Annotated in this window: 13 protein-coding genes and 1 riboswitch; of the genes, 2 read left to right on the top strand and 11 right to left on the bottom strand. The window is 39.4% G+C overall.

The window, feature by feature from the left end; genetic code table 11:
- Positions 1-177 precede the first annotated feature (177 nt).
- Together murI and btuB are read right to left on the bottom strand one after the other, a co-directional pair.
- The gene (gene murI, locus QQS39_RS00750) at positions 178-1,044 is read right to left on the bottom strand and encodes a glutamate racemase (protein WP_151436621.1); all 867 of its coding nucleotides are present in this window, start codon (positions 1,042-1,044) and stop codon (positions 178-180) included.
- A complete protein-coding gene (gene btuB, locus QQS39_RS00745; RefSeq protein ID WP_151436620.1) occupies positions 989-2,845 on the bottom strand; it encodes a TonB-dependent vitamin B12 receptor BtuB in 1,857 nt (618 codons plus the stop codon). Before btuB ends, murI begins: the two co-directional genes overlap by 56 nt.
- A gap of 69 nt (positions 2,846-2,914) precedes the next feature.
- A riboswitch (cobalamin riboswitch) is annotated at positions 2,915-3,122 on the bottom strand.
- A gap of 112 nt (positions 3,123-3,234) precedes the next feature.
- On the opposite strand from btuB, the gene trmA reads away from it, so the two are divergent.
- Positions 3,235-4,335, top strand: coding sequence for a tRNA (uridine(54)-C5)-methyltransferase TrmA (gene trmA / locus QQS39_RS00740; RefSeq protein ID WP_285805229.1), 1,101 nt, complete (start codon positions 3,235-3,237; stop codon positions 4,333-4,335).
- A 358-nt stretch (positions 4,336-4,693) separates the two neighbouring features.
- Here the strand turns inward: trmA and QQS39_RS00735 are convergent, their stop codons facing one another.
- The 7 genes from QQS39_RS00735 to fabR form a co-directional block, all read right to left on the bottom strand.
- Entirely contained in the window at positions 4,694-8,779 is a 4,086-nt protein-coding gene (locus tag QQS39_RS00735) for an NACHT domain-containing protein (RefSeq protein ID WP_285805228.1), read from the bottom strand.
- Positions 8,780-8,782: 3 nt separating this feature from the next.
- Positions 8,783-9,175 carry a DUF6375 family protein gene (locus QQS39_RS00730; protein WP_285805227.1) on the bottom strand — a complete coding sequence of 131 codons (393 nt, stop codon included), beginning with the start codon at positions 9,173-9,175 and terminating at the stop codon, positions 8,783-8,785.
- Positions 9,172-10,131 (bottom strand): radical SAM protein, encoded by a 960-nt coding sequence (locus QQS39_RS00725; protein WP_285805226.1) that lies wholly within the window; start codon positions 10,129-10,131, stop codon positions 9,172-9,174. Before QQS39_RS00725 ends, QQS39_RS00730 begins: the two co-directional genes overlap by 4 nt.
- A gap of 172 nt (positions 10,132-10,303) precedes the next feature.
- Positions 10,304-10,597, bottom strand: a complete 294-nt coding sequence (locus QQS39_RS00720) for a hypothetical protein (RefSeq protein ID WP_285805225.1) — start codon at positions 10,595-10,597, stop codon at positions 10,304-10,306.
- 18 nt (positions 10,598-10,615) lie between these two features.
- Entirely contained in the window at positions 10,616-11,863 is a 1,248-nt protein-coding gene (locus tag QQS39_RS00715) for a tyrosine-type recombinase/integrase (protein WP_285805224.1), read from the bottom strand.
- 339 nt (positions 11,864-12,202) lie between these two features.
- On the bottom strand, positions 12,203-12,604 hold the full coding sequence (locus QQS39_RS00710; RefSeq protein ID WP_151436618.1) for a YijD family membrane protein: 402 nt from the start codon (positions 12,602-12,604) through the stop codon (positions 12,203-12,205).
- Entirely contained in the window at positions 12,604-13,290 is a 687-nt protein-coding gene (gene fabR, locus QQS39_RS00705; RefSeq protein WP_151436617.1) for an HTH-type transcriptional repressor FabR, read from the bottom strand. Before fabR ends, QQS39_RS00710 begins: the two co-directional genes overlap by 1 nt.
- Positions 13,291-13,489: 199 nt before the next feature.
- On the opposite strand from fabR, the gene sthA reads away from it, so the two are divergent.
- Positions 13,490-14,887, top strand: coding sequence for a Si-specific NAD(P)(+) transhydrogenase (gene sthA, locus QQS39_RS00700; protein WP_109373435.1), 1,398 nt, complete (start codon positions 13,490-13,492; stop codon positions 14,885-14,887).
- Here sthA and oxyR read toward each other — a convergent pair.
- Entirely contained in the window at positions 14,879-15,796 is a 918-nt protein-coding gene (gene oxyR, locus QQS39_RS00695; protein WP_285805223.1) for a DNA-binding transcriptional regulator OxyR, read from the bottom strand. The two genes, sthA and oxyR, sit on opposite strands and share 9 nt — an antisense overlap.
- A 260-nt stretch (positions 15,797-16,056) precedes the next feature.
- Complete coding sequence (gene argH / locus QQS39_RS00690; protein WP_285805222.1) at positions 16,057-17,439, bottom strand: argininosuccinate lyase; 1,383 nt, start codon at positions 17,437-17,439, stop codon at positions 16,057-16,059.
- Positions 17,440-17,467: the final 28 nt, after the last annotated feature.

Here is a 17,467-nt window from a genome sequence, read left to right as displayed (position 1 = left end):
TCATTCAGTGTCAAGCGTTTATTTTCAAGGCTTTTCACTTTTTTCTTCGTTCTCTCGGCTAACTCACTTAGCGTGGTTTGCCGTGACAACGAGGGCGCATTATAGGGAGTTTTGTGAAGCTGGCAACACTTTTTTTGAGTTTTTTTACTAACCGTTGAATTTTCAATCAAATTGCACTTAAAGCGCCAGTTTTCTGAGCGATTCAAAGCCAAAACTCGCTAAAACAGGTTTTAGTAATTCGCTATTCTCATCTTCTTTTAAGCAATAAGCGAAGTTAATTTCATTTGAACCTTTGATTTTCGCTTGATTTACGACCAACCACGCAGTTCTTCGTGCAATTGCAGCACCAGAATCGATAATTCGTGTGCCATCAGGTAAAACAGAAAGAAGCTCATCGGCTAATAAAGGGAAATGAGTACAACCTAATACCACAGTATCTGGTGGCTCTTTCATTTTTAACCAAGGTGCAAGAATTTTACGAAGCTCTTCTAAAGAAACCGCTTCACCATGAAGTTTTCTCTCAGCCAATTCCACCAGCTCAGCCGAACCTAAAGAGTGAACTTTGCAATCAGTCGCAAAGCGTTCAATAAGTTCATGGGTATAAGGACGTTTAACTGTGGCTCTTGTTGCTAATAATCCAACTACACCATTACAGGTTAATTTAGCGGCTGGTTTAATAGCAGGTACAACACCCACAATTGGAATATCAGTAAACTTGGCACGTAAAGCAGGGAGGCTCACTGTGCTTGCTGTATTACAAGCAATAACAATAGTGGCGAGATCATGCTTTTCAGCAACCGCGCTAACGATTTGAACAACACGGTCAATAATGAATTCTTGTGATTTCTCACCATAGGGAAAAGCTTCATTATCGAAAACATAGATATAGTGAGCATCCGGTAATTTTTCACGGATCTCACGATAAACAGATAAACCGCCAACCCCTGAATCAAAAACCAATACAGTAGGGTTAGCGGTAAGTTGTGCATCAGAAGTTGTAGCTTCCTGTAAGGAAGTATTCACGTCCTGGCGTGCGATAGCCATAAGCTGTCTCATAATCTTTATCAAACAGGTTGGCTATTCTACCACGAATTGAGAGATGTGATGTAATAGGATATGAAGCAGTTAAATCCCAAATACTCACACCACCTAAAGAAACATTCTCATAAGTCCCATAATCTTTATCTGTTCGTTGACCGATATATTGGTAAGTCACTCCCATATCGAGTTTCTCAACTTGCCAATCAAGCTGATATTTCAGTTGTTGACGCGCACGACGATCAAGACGTTGATGCGTTTCTTTATTTCTTGCATCTATATATTGAAGGTTAAAGGTGTGATGAAAAATCCACGTATCCATTTCACCCGTAAATTCCACGCCTTTAATTAATGCCTTACCAACATTGTAATTACGGTATGGATAATTTGACTCACCTTGGATCAACGAATCAATATCATTACGATACGTAGTGACTCGCCACGCTAAAGGTCCTGTCAATCCTTCAAAGCCCCCTTCCCACTGTTTGCTCTTTTCTGGTTGTAAATCGGGGTTACTTCCCCATTCACTATAAAGTTGAGTTAACGTCGGTGCTTTAAATGCCGTACCATAGCCACCAATCACACGATACCCTTCAACAAATTCCCAACCTAAGTTAGTTTGCCAAGTCGTATGCCAGCCATATTCGGAGTGCTTATCAGAACGCACTGAAGCTTCAGCTATAATCTCACCTAGCTTTTGCTGTCCTGTTAGATATAAACCCGTATTGTCGAAGTGTTCTTTATTAGGAAATCCACTAGAGCCAGCTTTAATAGATTGACGTTGCCAATCGACACCACCACCAATACTGCCATTTCCTAATAAAAGGTGATTACCCCACTGCACATTATATTGTTCAGAATTGGTAAAACGGCTTCCTTTACCATAGCGACCATAACGAGGATCATAGTCATAATCTTTGGTGTAGTTATAGCTGGTATTTAAAGAAGAAGAGTAGTTATCACGATTAAATTTCACACCACCATCATAGGTACGGCTAAATAATGCTCGGGTATCCGTTAAGGTATCGTTATAACTGTCATAATAAGCATCATAAGCGGTGCGATTATCAAAACCATAAGCGCGTGCATATAAAGAAACGTTATCGTTAATATCGTGATTAGCCCCTAACCACAGTGACTTATTCATAAAGCCATCGCGATCAGGTTGTGGATATCCCCCCGTATTTCCATTCGCTTCTACATCATAACCTTTGGTATAGAGATAACTGCCTGCTACCGTTAATGTCGTTCTATCCCCGACTTTCTGTTTTACGGAGCCATCATATTCTTGATAACCATGAGAACCCATTGTGGCATTAAGTGTTCCTCCCTCTGTTTTTCTTTCTGTGAGGATATTAATCACGCCACCAATCGCATCTGAACCATAAACAGAAGAACGAGGTCCTCTTATATATTCAATACGTTGAACAAGAGAAAGGGGAATTTGGCTAATATCAGAACTACCAGACACATTAGCCTGATTTAAACGCACACCATCCACTAAAATAAGAACATGACGAGATTCAGCTCCACGGACATAAATAGAACTCATCTGCCCTATTCCACCGTTTTGCCCCACATCAATACCCGGCATTCTACGTAATACATCAATAACACTATTACTTTGCCAACGATCAATTTGTTCACGTTCAACAACGGTTATCGGTGCTAAAATAGAAGAGTTAGGCTCTTGAAAACGATTTGCAGTCACGCTTAACGTATCACTGTTATTTGCAAATACATTAAAGCTGCCCGCCATAACACTCAAAGCCACACTCGAAATGAAAAAAACTTTTTTATTATTCATGAAAATCTGCATCCAACAGAATAAGTAGCAGGATGCCGCCAAAATTAAATAAAGCGCGTATTTAATTTAAGATGCGACAGGTCTTCGGCAGGTCTTCGGACTTTAGGTTAAAGAAACAAATTTATGTCTTTAAGATAATGACTTCCCACTGCACTTATATAAGTGCTTTGTAGTGTCTTTTATTATCCTTGATCCTATTACCGCTGCGCGTCAGTTCTGGCTTTGCACCAGATTCCCTTTTCACTCCTATTAGGAGACCGAATAACTATGCTACGATTTCAAATCTACTGAGTCCAGAAATTGAACATGAAGAATACTGGACATCTTCATGAGGATCTCTACAATTTCGCTCGCTTAACTTTATTACTGCCAAAAAAAGGCGAGATACCATGCAGAATTCATTACCAACGCAAACATATCAGTCTCAACTGAATGAAAAAACACAACGTCTACAAACAATGATGGCTCCTTTTAATGCGCCTGAAGCAGAGGTTTTTTCATCACCAGAACAGCATTATCGTATGCGTGCGGAATTCCGTATCTGGCATGAAGAAGATTCTCTCTATCATATTATGTTTGATCAAGAGACTAAGCAGCGCATTCGTGTTGACCAATTTCCGGTTGCCAGCCAGCTTATTAATAAAATGATGATTGCCTTGTTGGCAGAAATAAAAGATAAACCAACACTCAGAAAGAAACTGTTTCAGATAGATTATCTTTCTACGTTGAGTAATAAAATTATTGTCTCCCTGCTTTATCACAAGAAAATTGATGAAGTCTGGCAACAAGAAGCCATGGCATTACGCCAATCTTTAATTGCTCAAGGTTTTGACGTTCAATTAATTGGTCGAGCTTATAAAACAAAAATTATGCTCGATAACGATTTTATTGATGAAGTATTACCGGTTGCTGGCAAAGAGATGATTTATCGCCAAGTTGAAAATAGCTTCACGCAACCTAATGCACAGGTCAATATTAAGATGTTGGAATGGGCATTAATGGCAACCGAGAATGCAAAAGGTGATCTGCTTGAATTGTATTGCGGTAATGGCAATTTTTCATTAGCGCTAGCGCGTAATTTTGAACGTGTACTCGCAACAGAAATTGCAAAGCCGTCTGTTCATGCAGCACAATACAATATTGCAATGAATCACATTGATAATGTGAAAATTATTCGTATGTCCGCAGAAGATTTTACGCAAGCAATGAATGGTGTAAGAGAATTTAAACGTTTAGAAGGGATTAATTTAAAAAATTACCAATGTGAAACTATTTTTGTTGATCCTCCTCGCAGTGGTTTAGATGAGAAAACTGTAGAGTTGGTTAAAACTTACCCTAACATTTTATACATTTCTTGTAATCCAGAAACACTGTGCCAAAATTTAGAAACACTGATAAAAACACATAAAATCAGTAAATTAGCATTATTCGATCAATTCCCTTATACCCATCATATGGAAGCGGGCGTATTGCTAGAACGCATCAAATAAGGGTTTAAAAGAACTTTAATTGTAGCAAAAATCGCCCTGGGTACAGCTTGGGGTACGGGAACAATAAAAAACACTAAAAATAGAAAACGAGCTCATTTCAAAAAGCTCTGGCAGTGTTCATATCAAAGCCACCAGCAATATTGGTGGCTTTAACTAGGTACACTTTGAAGCAGTAGTACTGTGAAGCAATAGTACTGTGAAGCATCGTAACTCGGAACTGGACAGAAACGAGTCAGTGACCTTGCTAAATTAGCATTTCACGGATTACCTGAGGTACAGCAAAACCTCGATCTTAATGCCAATTCTTATTCATCCATTAAAAATAGCAGAGAGAATGTGTTGCGCATTTCCTTTCCAATCAATAATTAGCTCTCAGAACGCCTATACTTTCAAAATCTTTGTACGCAAAATCCCCATTATATCCGACGTCAGAAACTCTTCTTTCACCCTTAATCCGAGTTATTATTCTTAAGTCACTAGATTTCAGAGCAGCAGTTAAGAATTCTTTTTCCAAGTAGAATCTTTTCCGAGAGTTAGAGTATCCGTCTAGATCTTCAACTATATACTTTGAGATTTGTTGTCCGTCTTTGAAGTAACAAAGCCGCTCACAGTCAAACTTAAGCGCATGCTCTTTAACAAAACTAGCAGCTAGCATCGGCATAGAAAAACTACCACTTGAATGTTCCGAACTATATTCGATGATAAAATCTTTAAGCGAATGCTCCTTATATTTAGGAACAGTCATTGTATGTGTTCCAGATGTTCTTACAAAAGCACTTCCATCAAAGAACACGTTTGATTCAACTTCTATTTCTTCTTCACCATCTTCTTCCTTGATAACTTGGGGTTCAAGGCTTTTACTCCACGAGCTATAAAGCTCTCCCAAATAAACGTCAGATAATTTGGCGATTTCGGGGAACTCCAATTTGCTAGATTCCTCGCTATCAAAATCAAAGTCTTTCAACGACTCATCGAAAACTAAAAAGGAGTTTACAGAAGCATAGAAATGACGATTTAATTCCTTAGATTCCTCGACTATAAATGCATCAACCAAAATCAAATTTTCATTTTCAAAACTTGCACAATCGCTGAGATGAACCAGATTCGGATCTTCCGAATAGTTAATCCATTCTTCTGTAGTTAATCCTTCATCACCTAAGTACATTTTTTCATTAAGAGGGTAGATTTTTAACCTTTTACTAGGAAAGAAAGGGTCAATTCCTTCTATAAACCTTCCCCCCCAGAACTCCAACTGTTCCGAATCGAGTAGTTTTCCTGCCATTTGGTAGTACGCTATCCAAGAGTACTTTTTGCCATAGCGCTCTACTTTTGCAGTTTCGGGTCTCCGGTGATAACCGCTCGAAGAAATTTGATTGTCTAAGTTGCCAAATTTGTCCTCGCTCCACCCCAAATCATATACTTTCCATAGTATCTGATTACGAATTTTCGCATAAGCCTCATGTTCATAGTCGTAATTGCTACGATCTTTAACCAAACGACCAATAGTATAGTTCTCAAAATCCATTTTAAGAGGAGATAAATGCCCGCTCATACCATCAGTTGTTTCTTCATTCCATTCACTTCTGGGCATTTGTTCAAAAGGTTCAGTAGCTGCTTTAACTTCTGATTCACTAATATTAATTTGAGATTCCAAACTCGCACGCTTCACTAGACATGAGGCATATTCTCTAACCAATATGTTGGTTGTAGCGTACTTCGAATCATGGCTGAAAAAAACAGCTACTATGTGTTTGCTGAACGCCTCTATCTCACCTAAGTTTTCAGATTTATCCAAAGAAATACTGACTATTGAGTAACATGCTGCGATTATCCGCTCTAATATATATTCATCATCAGCCGCTAGAATAGGTTTGACTACTTCTAGGAAACTCTTAGTGTTATGCATTCCATAGTAGACTAAAGCCTCAGTTGAAACATCTCTTAGCTCAGTTACGACTGAGTTAAGGAACCAAATCGTTGTAATTAGCCTTAGTTTTTCTATTTCTGGATCTGAAAACTCTCTATTTTTCCAACACTCAGCCCTAAATCGAATGCCTTTTATCAATTCATCATGGTTTCTTCGAAAGTACTCTCCCCATGAAAGATCTCTGTCCACCATAGACATGTCTAACAATATATCACTTAGAAACTTTGCGTTTAGAGGGTGAGATATTGCGAATCGTACGTCTCCTAAAGATTCAATGTATTTTTGTTTCAACCCTTCATTAAGTATTAAGCTTTTCAATTCGCATACTGTTTCATCACAAATGAAATTAGGTTCAATCAAATGCGACAAACTTAAAACTTCGTTTTTGTAAGTTGAAGGAACTATTTGCCAAATGTGTGGCAGATTATACTGCGGTGCAATAGCGACAAGTGCATGTAGGATGTCCTCTGACAGCTCATGCTGTAAAGTCACATCTTCGAAAATTTTCTCTAAAAAACCTTGTGAACTAAATAGCGATACGTCTCGATTTAGACAATAGTGCTCAATTAAATAGAAAGCTATAATGTATCCACCTAGTCGATCATACGCTGGGCTTAAGCGATATTCTCCACGACGAACCAGATCTCTGAATATCAAACCTTCTTGAGATAGCAAGTTGACAATATTACTGTCCCAATCTGTCAACTGTGGATTATACTTCCGCAAAAAGTCTCTTTCTAAAACACCTCTACCGTTTGCCTCCCACAGAGCTTCGCCTAAGTAGTAGACTGCGTTTTCTACCTCAGTAATTGTGTATCTGATAGACAGGTTAGTCATTTCAGAGATAGTTTGTCCGATATGTGTGACTTGCTCTTTAAACAATGAGTATATGGATGATGGAAAACTTTGAACCACCACACAAGTCTTCCTTGGGCGATTCATCACTTCACAAAAGATTTTCAAGTTTAAAGGATGACTGAAGAAACTTTGCGGAGCCGCTATTAGATTAGCACTAATCTTATAATATCTAAAGTATGCACCTATAGCTTGGACAATTACTTCGTCACTAAACCCTTTTAATAGTAACTCAAAGCAATCATTGGGGAGCGCTTGCTGCGCAAACCCTTCTCTTGATGAACTATTAGATCTGACAACACCGACATGTTTCCGAGACTGATAACCATCTCGCAAAGTACAGACGAGAACTACATTTGGATATCGAGGTAATATAGTCTCAATGCTTGCCAATAAGTTCTTCCATTCTCTTGGGTCTTCAGCCTCATTTAATCCATCAATAACTATTGGAACTCGGCAACGATTTCTTTCTCCCGCCGAGTCTATAGCTGAAAGCAACGATTCAAACGATCTAACTCCGTTAGAGGCAAAGGACATATTTTGAACCAGAGAATCAAGCGTTCCCCCCTTACGAAGTTTTTTTCCATGAAGAAGTATTCCTGCTAGCCTGTCATCATTTTGGCTTGTAACTTCAGCAGCTAATTGTGTTTTACCTCTGCCAGCTTTACCAATAACAGCCACTAGCTGATGAGAAAACAGTTCTACAGCTTCTGACAACAGCTTTTTGATATCTTTGATGACTGCATTCGCATTGGTCAAATAAAGAGAAAGCGGTAGGTTCTGCCTTCTTGTTAACCTTAGTAACTGACTTATGTTTTTTGTCTGCTCTGAAGATTGAGCAAAGTTTGCAATTCTACCTATTTCTCTGCCTGACACTGTAGACTCAAAGACTTTACAGCTAGATATAACCTGTTTACAAAAGGCTATAAACTCTTCTAGATCAGACAAAAGATCTACATAATCCTTATGCCTAGCTAACTCAGAAATAGTTGACAAATAACCGTCTAGTTTAACTTTCGCAGCATATATATCAGACCATGCGCTAGGTTCACCGAGGACTCTTCTTATATCTCGCTCTACGTCTGTAGATTGATGAACTTCATGAATCCAACGATTTCTAATCGGAGCCACTGAATTCGTATGCTGTTCATTTAACATATCTGGTGTTAAAGCCAGCTCTCCAAAATAACTAGCCCTTAACTCTGTTGCTGGACCTGAGAGATAAGACTCTAAATCGTTTTCATTCCAAAGATGTAATGTAAAGCCATATTTTGTTTGTAAATCATAGAACCAAGTTTGGTCAGCCTTCGCTAAGGTTTTGTGTGTCCAAAGAATCCATACATTTAAATCTGGTAAATGTTTTTTCGTTGTATCCAGCGAGTGTTCAATCTGGCTCTTTGCCACACTAGTTAAGCCACCGTCACTCTTATATTGGAACCATTTGCATTGCCATCCAACCTTTAACCCTTTTGTTCCCAATCTTGGGTCATCACAATCAAGCTCAAGATGGAACTCCACTCCTGGTTGATTTTTTAACTCTTTTATTGGTCCATGATTTCGAAATTGTCGAATGACTATTCCTCTGCATAAGCTTTCAAAACTAAAAGCATGCGCATTAGGATGCTCTCCAGCTACATGTTCAAACTTAGCCCAATCAAGCACTATTTAATCCTCTTGTTTAACTAAATCAGGATAGTCGTGTGCTGAAAAGCATTCGACCTTCGCTCCTTCATGAATCAGTAAAGATATAAATGCATTCAGATCGTCATCTGAAGATATGATTATCTTTGAACCTTTTCTTTCGAGGCGTTGGTCATACATAAATTGCGCTAATTGTTGGGGAGAAAAACAAAACAGATTTTGCTTGCCAAGGAACTTAAGCACTTCATCACCATATCTATCTGCATCCACGTCAAAATTCGATTCATCACTGCATAGAAAAGAACTAATCGTTGATACTAATTGCTCAAAATTTTCAGCCTTTTCTGCATCCTTGAACTCACCAACGATTATTAGATTTAAAGAGTGCTCCGCACCGTAGCCCTGCCAAATTTTCATTCGAATTCAACCCTTATAGTATTTGTTAACTGACGATAAGCATTAGTGAGAGAACCACCACCTATAGGAACGCCATTCTTGTCAAACGAACTCAGCTTGAAAACACCTGACGCATCTATATGCGCAAAGCCTTGCAGGTCACTCTCTTTCTGAAGACCGATAGCAGTGACAAATTGATTTTTGTAATCAGAGCTTATAGATACTCTCATACTTTTTGTCGCTGAGCTTCGACTGTCGACAATTTCTTTTAATTTACTTAGTGTTACATCATCGATTTTTTTACCGAACCCCACTGGTACCTCTGGTAAAATCAGAAACTCATCAGCACCTAGCTCCTTGCACAGTTCCAAGGCATTTGGTAAGTCGTCAATAGTTTTACTGTTAACTACGTAATTTATCCCAAATGGGATACGCCCTTTCAATAATTCTAAATTGCTTAACAGCTGCTTAAATGGTCTCTTCCTTATAGATTCATAATTACTATAAGTTCCATCCATACTTACTCTAATAAAGTTCACATGACTTTTTAGCTGAGATATTAGTTCAGGAGTTAAACCATGACCATGCGTTGTAAAGCTAATTGCTAGCTTGGTTTTTTCTTGTCCAAACTGGCAAAGTTCAACCAAGTCTTCATGCAATGTTGGCTCACCTCCACCAAAGCCGATACCAAACACCCCCATACTATCCATTTCAAGCAACCAACCTTTTACTCTACTTTTATCCAGAGTTGAACGATGCTTCGGCGCATAACAATGCGCACACCTCAAGTCACAGTCATTAGTAAGTGCGATAGAAACCTGCCTAGGACTAGGAGTCCAATCGGACTCAGGTGGGATTTCATCATCTAGAAGTATGTTAAGTCCATTTTGGCGGCTAAATAAATGGACACCATCAGGCCCCTTTCTAATTTTGAACTCTTTGTGTTGGGTAACATCATTTTTATTCTTTATATACAAAGTTTATCCAATACCTTAAATGGTTAGACCGCAGTGCAATATCAGCACAAGATGAAACTGAATCGCTTCCGATAGAGTAGTTACTCTGTAGCATTACTAAAATTTGGTCAACTTTAAGCTTGCAGAATTCGTTACCAGTAGCACGGATAAAACGAAAAGGGGCAGTTTTATGTTAGCTATAGTTGCATGACCAATGATGAATAACATAATCAAAATGTGATGTTTCTAATACTTCGCCTGTTGTTAATTCAGTTTTCAACTCAACCAAATCGCCATCTTCACACTCAAAGATTTGCCCTTTCAGAGCATAAGCTTGGTTAATAAGTCGAACCGAAAGCGTTAATTGTCTATCAGAAATTAATTGATAAAGAGTCGCCAGCGAAACGGGCACTTCAAGAGCGTTAGACAAATAAGCAGCGGCTTCTTCAAGCGTAAAAAATTTTTTTATTTTTAAAAGGTTACTCATAAATAAACTGAACTACACCTATGCAGATTTTATCATAGATAAAGGAACTACATTTACGATGGCCAGCTCTTTCAGTTTATCGCCCCATGCTTCCAACACCGCAAGTTGCTCATTTAAGTAATCGTGATGATTATAAACTCGCAGCATACCGGGTAGCTGGTGGCCGACCGTTTTTTCTATTGCCACAATATCCAGCCCCATTTCGCTACAACGGCTGATAAAGGTACGGCGCAAGTCATGAGGTGAAAAACGCTCAAAATCGATAGGAATATTACGTTTGATCAATGCTCGTACTGCCGCAGGTTCTTGGACTTTATCGACCGTTAGCTGAGGCCAAACCAACTTCCACTTGCTTGGCACGCTTTCACGCTGCTTTTGTAACTGCTCAAGGAGATAGTTGCTTAAAGGGACTTTCCGAACATCTAGACTTTTAGTGTGCCGATCTTCTGCACTGGCAGGTAAGCGCCAAGTCCCTTCATCCAAATCTAACTCACTCCAGCGCATTTCAAGCACAGCACTAATCCGTTGCCCACATCCGAGCAAAAAGCGCATTAGACGGATATTTGCGGGATTAGTGCGCCACTCATTCAAACTAGTTAACAAAATCTTTAACTCTGCAAAGCTTAGATTGCGCTTAGTTACTTTGGAACCACCACCCACGTCTTTTGCTTTCAGTTGTGGAGCCGGATGGCTATCAAGCATATTTAGCGCCAAAGCATGGTTAATTACTTGATTGCAGACGCCGATGGCTCCAGCCATACGCTTACCATCCTTATCTACCTTTGCATCAAAGACCTTATTAAGGTCATATATGCTTAAATCCGCCAGTTTGATGCTACCGATAATTGGCTTTATATCTCGATTGTAAATGGTTCTCGACTGGTCACCCCGTAATTGCTTCGAAAGACGCTTATCATCAAAACTCACAAAAGCATCGTCAAAAGTCTTCGCCTTATCTTGTGCACGTTTTTCTTTATCAAGTTCAATCTTTGGATTCTTGTTGTTCTCCAACCAACTCCGATAGCGACCAGCTTCCTTTCTTGCCTGATCTAATGTCATCCCAGTTTCAGGATTAGATTTTACGTATCTCCCCATTGATATTTTTTCGTGCTTTTTGCCAATCTGAAAACGAAATGTCCAAGTCATTGTGCCCGTTGGGCGAACGCGAATATTAAGCCCTTCAATTTTTTTATCAGGGATTAGGTACTCTTTCTCTTGGGGATTCATTGCTTGTAGGGTGGCATTACTACTAATTCGCTTTGTCATACTAACCAATCTTCTCTAATTCTGGGTACGGCACGGGGTACGGCAAATGGTAGGTTTTTATTGTATCTTTTAAAACATCACTGGACAACAAAATAGAGACAAGTCACGCAATATCAACACCTTAATGCGATATATGAGATTTTAATGAACACCATTGGGCTCATCATCCCATTTACCCATCATATGGAATGTGGTGTGTTATTAGAAAAAAGATAACCTCTTATTTTACTCATTATAGTTAAAAACACTTCAATAACCCGAATAAAAACAAAAACACCAGCAAGATAGCTTGCTGGTGTCAAAATTTCGCTGTGTTTACAACAAAGAGATAAGTACAGACTAGTACTGTTCTGCTTGTGATGCTCTTTCAGCTTCTTCTGCCTGTATACGCAAGCGTTGGCGCTGTTTGAACTGACGATAAATCCACAACGCAACAATAACGATACAAACTGAAGAGAAGAAATTTGAACCCCATTCAGGGTTAACGGTTCTGGTGTAAGCGTTATAACCGAATAAGCCTAATAAAAAGAATGAAAAAATCAGCTTCGGCATACCATCGGTCATGGGTTGATTTAAATAGCGCTGATATAAACAGTAAACTGCCAAGATTAAACTGATGAGTGGGAAAACTGACCACGACTCAATAAGCGGGTTAAAAAAGCTTGAATAAGTACCATGTAAAGCGACACCAATGACTGCGGCAAGTAATAGCGTGCTTTTTTCACAGCGATTTTGTTCCATCATTTGTCTCCTTTCTGATGCGTTTTTTTCTTTATTTCCGGGTTATCTTGTGGAGGTGTTTGCGTCTCTTGCTCACGTCGATACCAATAATAAGCACCTTTAGCAATCATACGCAGTTGTAAAACTAATCTTTCTTCTAATTGTTGACGCTTTTCAATATCAATATCCAGTGCTTCTGCGCCTGCACTAAATACAATAGTGACCATTGCTTCAGATTGCATTTCTGTAAAATAACGTGGCATATGACTTTCTTGCTCAAGATAGTCTGCCAGTTCTGCAATAAAATGTTGGATCTCTCGTGCGACTGCGGCACGAAATTCGGCAGATGTCCCAGAACGCTCACGTAATAATAATCGAAATGCATTAGGATTATTGCCAATGAATTCCATAAAGGTTGACACTGATGTTCTGATAACACTGCCACCTTTCGCAATACGTTGACGTGCTTGGCGCATTAATTGACGTAGCATCAATCCGCTTTCATCAACCATGGTAAGCCCAAGTTCATCCACATCTTTAAAATGACGATAAAATGAAGTAGGTGCAATACCCGCTTCTCTAGCCACTTCTCGTAAACTTAGACTTGTAAAGCTACGTTCAGCACTGAGTTGGCTAAAAGCAGCTTCAATTAAAGAGCGACGGGTTTTTTCTTTTTGTTTAGCTCTGACGCCAATATTATTACTCACAGAAATCCTGATAATCCTAATTTGGTTTGTACTCAATATATCAAACTTTGTTAAAAAAGCAGTGCGTACAATCATCTCTCAAGACACATTCTCATAAAAACTCAATAAAGTGTGACTAATGCCCTTAATGTCAGTTGGGCTATTATTCATTCTAATGTTAATATAGCGTTGTCGGTTTGTATAAAACAGGTCTCTTCTTATGCAACATTCTCATTTCGATGCAATTGTGATCGGTTCAGGTCCTGGTGGTGAAGGCGCGGCCATGGGGCTTGTTAAACAAGGAAAGCGCGTCGCAGTTATAGAACGTTATAACAAAGTCGGTGGGGGCTGTACTCACTGGGGAACCATTCCTTCAAAAGCCCTACGTCACGCAGTAAGCCGTATTATCGAATTTAATCAAAACCCGCTTTACAGTGACCAATCTCGCCTTATTAACTCCTCTTTCTCCCAAATACTTCGCCAAGCCAGCACCGTAATTAGTCAGCAGACTAAAATGCGTCAAGGTTTTTACGAGCGTAATAATTGTACGATGTATTCAGGTGAAGCTGCGTTTATTGACGAGCACAGGATCAGCGTGCGTTATCCTGATGGCACTTGCGATATTCTTTCTGCTGATAGTTTTATTATTGCAACAGGCTCTCGTCCTTATTGCCCGCCAGATGTTGATTTCTCTCATTCTCGTATTTATAACAGTGACACTATTCTCGATTTAGAGCATGAGCCTCACCATGTCATTATCTATGGTGCTGGTGTCATTGGTTGTGAATATGCCTCTATTTTTAGAGGATTAAGAGTGAAAGTAGACTTAATTAATACTCGTGATCACTTATTGTCTTTTCTGGATCAAGAGATGTCTGATGCGCTTTCTTATCACTTCTGGAATAACGGCATTGTGATCCGCCATAATGAAGAATATGAAAGCATTGAAGGTGTCGATGATGGTGTTATTGTTCACCTAAAATCAGGTAAAAAAGTCAAAGCAGATTGCCTACTTTATGCGAATGGTCGAACAGGAAATACTGACACACTGGGCTTAGAAAACGTCGGTATTAAAACAGATAGTCGTGGGCAAGTTTCTGTTAATGCGCACTACCAAACCAGTTGTGAACACATTTATGCAGTTGGTGATGTGATTGGTTATCCAAGTCTGGCTTCTGCCGCCTATGATCAAGGTCGAATTGCAGCGTTGGCAATTACAACTGGAAAATCAGAAACACATTTAATTGAAGATATTCCTACTGGGATCTATACCATTCCTGAAATTAGTTCTGTTGGTAAAACAGAGCAACAACTTACGGCAATGAAAATTCCGTATGAAGTGGGACGTTCTCAATTTAAACATCTGGCAAGAGCGCAAATTGCAGGTATGAATGTCGGAAGTTTGAAAATTCTCTTCCACCGTGAAACCAAGCAAATTTTAGGTATTCACTGCTTCGGTGAGCGTGCCGCTGAAATTATTCATATCGGTCAAGCGATTATGGAGCAAAAAGGTGAAGGCAATACTATCGAGTATTTCGTTAATACTACCTTCAACTATCCAACAATGGCAGAAGCCTATCGTGTTGCTGCACTTAATGGTTTAAACCGCTTATTTTAATGCACTCTGTTTTTCTGCATAAAATGCGGTCATATGTTCACGGATTGTCTCTGCTAACTGTTCATAACGATTACGCAAAGGCGATCCGGGACGATAAACCAAAATAATAGAACGTGATGGATTGGGATCAGTACATTCTAGATAACAAACTCCATCACGTTTTTGTTCTTGAGGTACTGATAAATCAGGTAATAAGGTTATTCCACTACCGGCAGCGACCATATTACGCAATGTCTCTAAACTCGTTGCTCTAAAATGAGTATCTTCTTTTGCACCAGCTTGGAAGCAGAACCCTAACGCTTGATCACGTAAACAGTGCCCATCTTCTAACATCAATAAACGCTGACCCGCTAAGTCGCCCATCCGCACAGATCCACGTTCATTCCATGGGTGCCCTTCATAAATTGCTAACTTCATTGGCTCTTCAAATAGAGGAACTTCAATAAACGGCGCACTCTCTTTTACCATTGCTAAAATTGCGCAATCGAGTTTTCCGCTATCTAATTGCGCTAATAAGCTGTGAGTTTGTGCTTCATGAAGATACATCTCTAACTTAGGGTAGTTTTTATGTAATTCGGGAATGATATGGGGCAATAAATAAGGGCCAACAGTAGGGATAAGCCCAATATGTAAAGGTCCCGCCATACTTTCGCCTTGCAATGAAGCCATTTCTTGCAGCACTTTGACTTCACGTAAAACGGTTTTCGCTTGATCCACCAGCAACAAACCTTGTTGCGTAAACAGAACTTTACGGCTAGTTCTTTCAAGCAACATTACACCGAGTTCATCTTCAAGTTTACGAATTTGACCACTTAATGTTGGCTGACTCACATGGCAAGAATCTGCCGCACGACGAAAATGTTTATGCTCAGCTAGAGCCACCAGATATTCCAAGTCACGGATATTCATTGCAGATCCCACATTTATTGCTGATAGTTAATGTCTATAGATAATATAGTAACTGATAAATTTTTCTATCAGTCGAATGTTATTCTGTCTCTCTTTTTCGATATTTTCTAAATAAACGACTTAAACAAAACGTATTCCTTCATCCTCTAAAGCATTCAAGATGAGTATAGATATTATCGGCAATTTAAACTAAAAGAACAGAGTGAAATTCACCCTGTTCTTTTTGAATAACAGTAAGTTGTCTTAGATAAACGCTTTGCTTATTTATCCATATTTAAAACTTCTTTAGCTTTTACTATCGCATAAGCGACCTGTTTTTGAGAAACGCCCCCTTTTGCAAGACGTTTATCTAAACAAGATTGAAGCGATAAAATATCGTACACATCAATCATAATTTTACTATTAAACATCTGTAATTCAGAAAGAGGAAGTTCTTCAATCGCTTTACCTTGCTCAATGGCGCAAACCACCACTTCACCCACAATATGGTGAGCTTCACGAAATGGCACACCTTTCGCAACAAGGTAATCTGCCAGTTCTGTGGCGTTAGCATAACCTTGTTTCGCGGCTTCTTCACAACGAGAACGACGGATTTGTAGCCCATCAAGAACAAGCGTTGCCATGTGCAAACAATCAGACCATGTATCGATAGCGTCAAATAGCCCTTCTTTGTCTTCTTGCATATCTTTATTGTAAGCAAGAGGCAGACCTTTTAAGGTCATCATCATACCCGTTAACGCGCCTTGCACTCGTCCACATTTCCCACGGATAAGCTCTAGTGCATCTGGGTTTTTCTTTTGTGGCATTAATGAAGAGCCGGAAGTGACTTTATCTGATAATTCAATAAAACCCGCTTCGCCACTATTAAAGAAAATAAGATCTTCTGCAAAACGAGATAAGTGAACCATACCAATAGCCGCAGAGGATAATAATTCTAAGACATGATCACGATCGGATACGCTATCTAAACTATTATTGGTTGCACTCGCAAATCCCAGCCATTCAGCTAATTGTTCACGATCGATATCATAAGCCGTACCTGCCAGCGCACCACATCCCAACGGGCTGACGTCCAAACGTTTTAATGCATCTGCTAGGCGGCTTTCATCTCTGGCTAGCATTTCATTGTATGCTAAACACCAATGTGCAAAAGTGACAGGCTGAGCGCGCTGTAAATGGGTGTAACCCGGCATCACTGCATTTTGATTTTGTTCTGCGGTGATAACTAAGGCTTTTTGTAGCTCAACAATTGCTTGGCGAAGATGAATAACTTCTTCTTTACACCATAATTTTAAGTCTGTTGCGACCTGATCATTACGGCTACGACCTGTATGTAATTTTTTACCTAAATCACCCACTTTGGCAATAAGCTTACTTTCAACCCAGCTATGGATATCTTCTGCATCACTTTGCAAAATAGACTGCGGGTTTGCGGTTACTTCTTCTGATAATTCATTTAAAGCTTGCTCAAGTTGAGCTTGTTCATCTTGCGACAATACGCCCACTGTGACTAACGCTTTAGACCAAGCAACTGAGCCAAAGATATCCTGTTGTGCCAGTCGAAAATCAAACCGCAGTGAATCATTGAATTGTTTAAACCGTTGATCAGCTTCCTGACTAAAACGTCCACCCCAGAGTGCCATAATTGCTTCCTGTATTTATTTTATGTAA

Origin of the sequence: Proteus appendicitidis, assembly GCF_030271835.1 — a bacterium.
In the GTDB taxonomy this organism is placed as follows: Bacteria; Pseudomonadota; Gammaproteobacteria; order Enterobacterales; family Enterobacteriaceae; genus Proteus; species Proteus appendicitidis.
The sequence above is the reverse complement of the archived record's forward strand: the minus strand, read 5'-3'. Positions and strand labels throughout refer to the sequence as shown.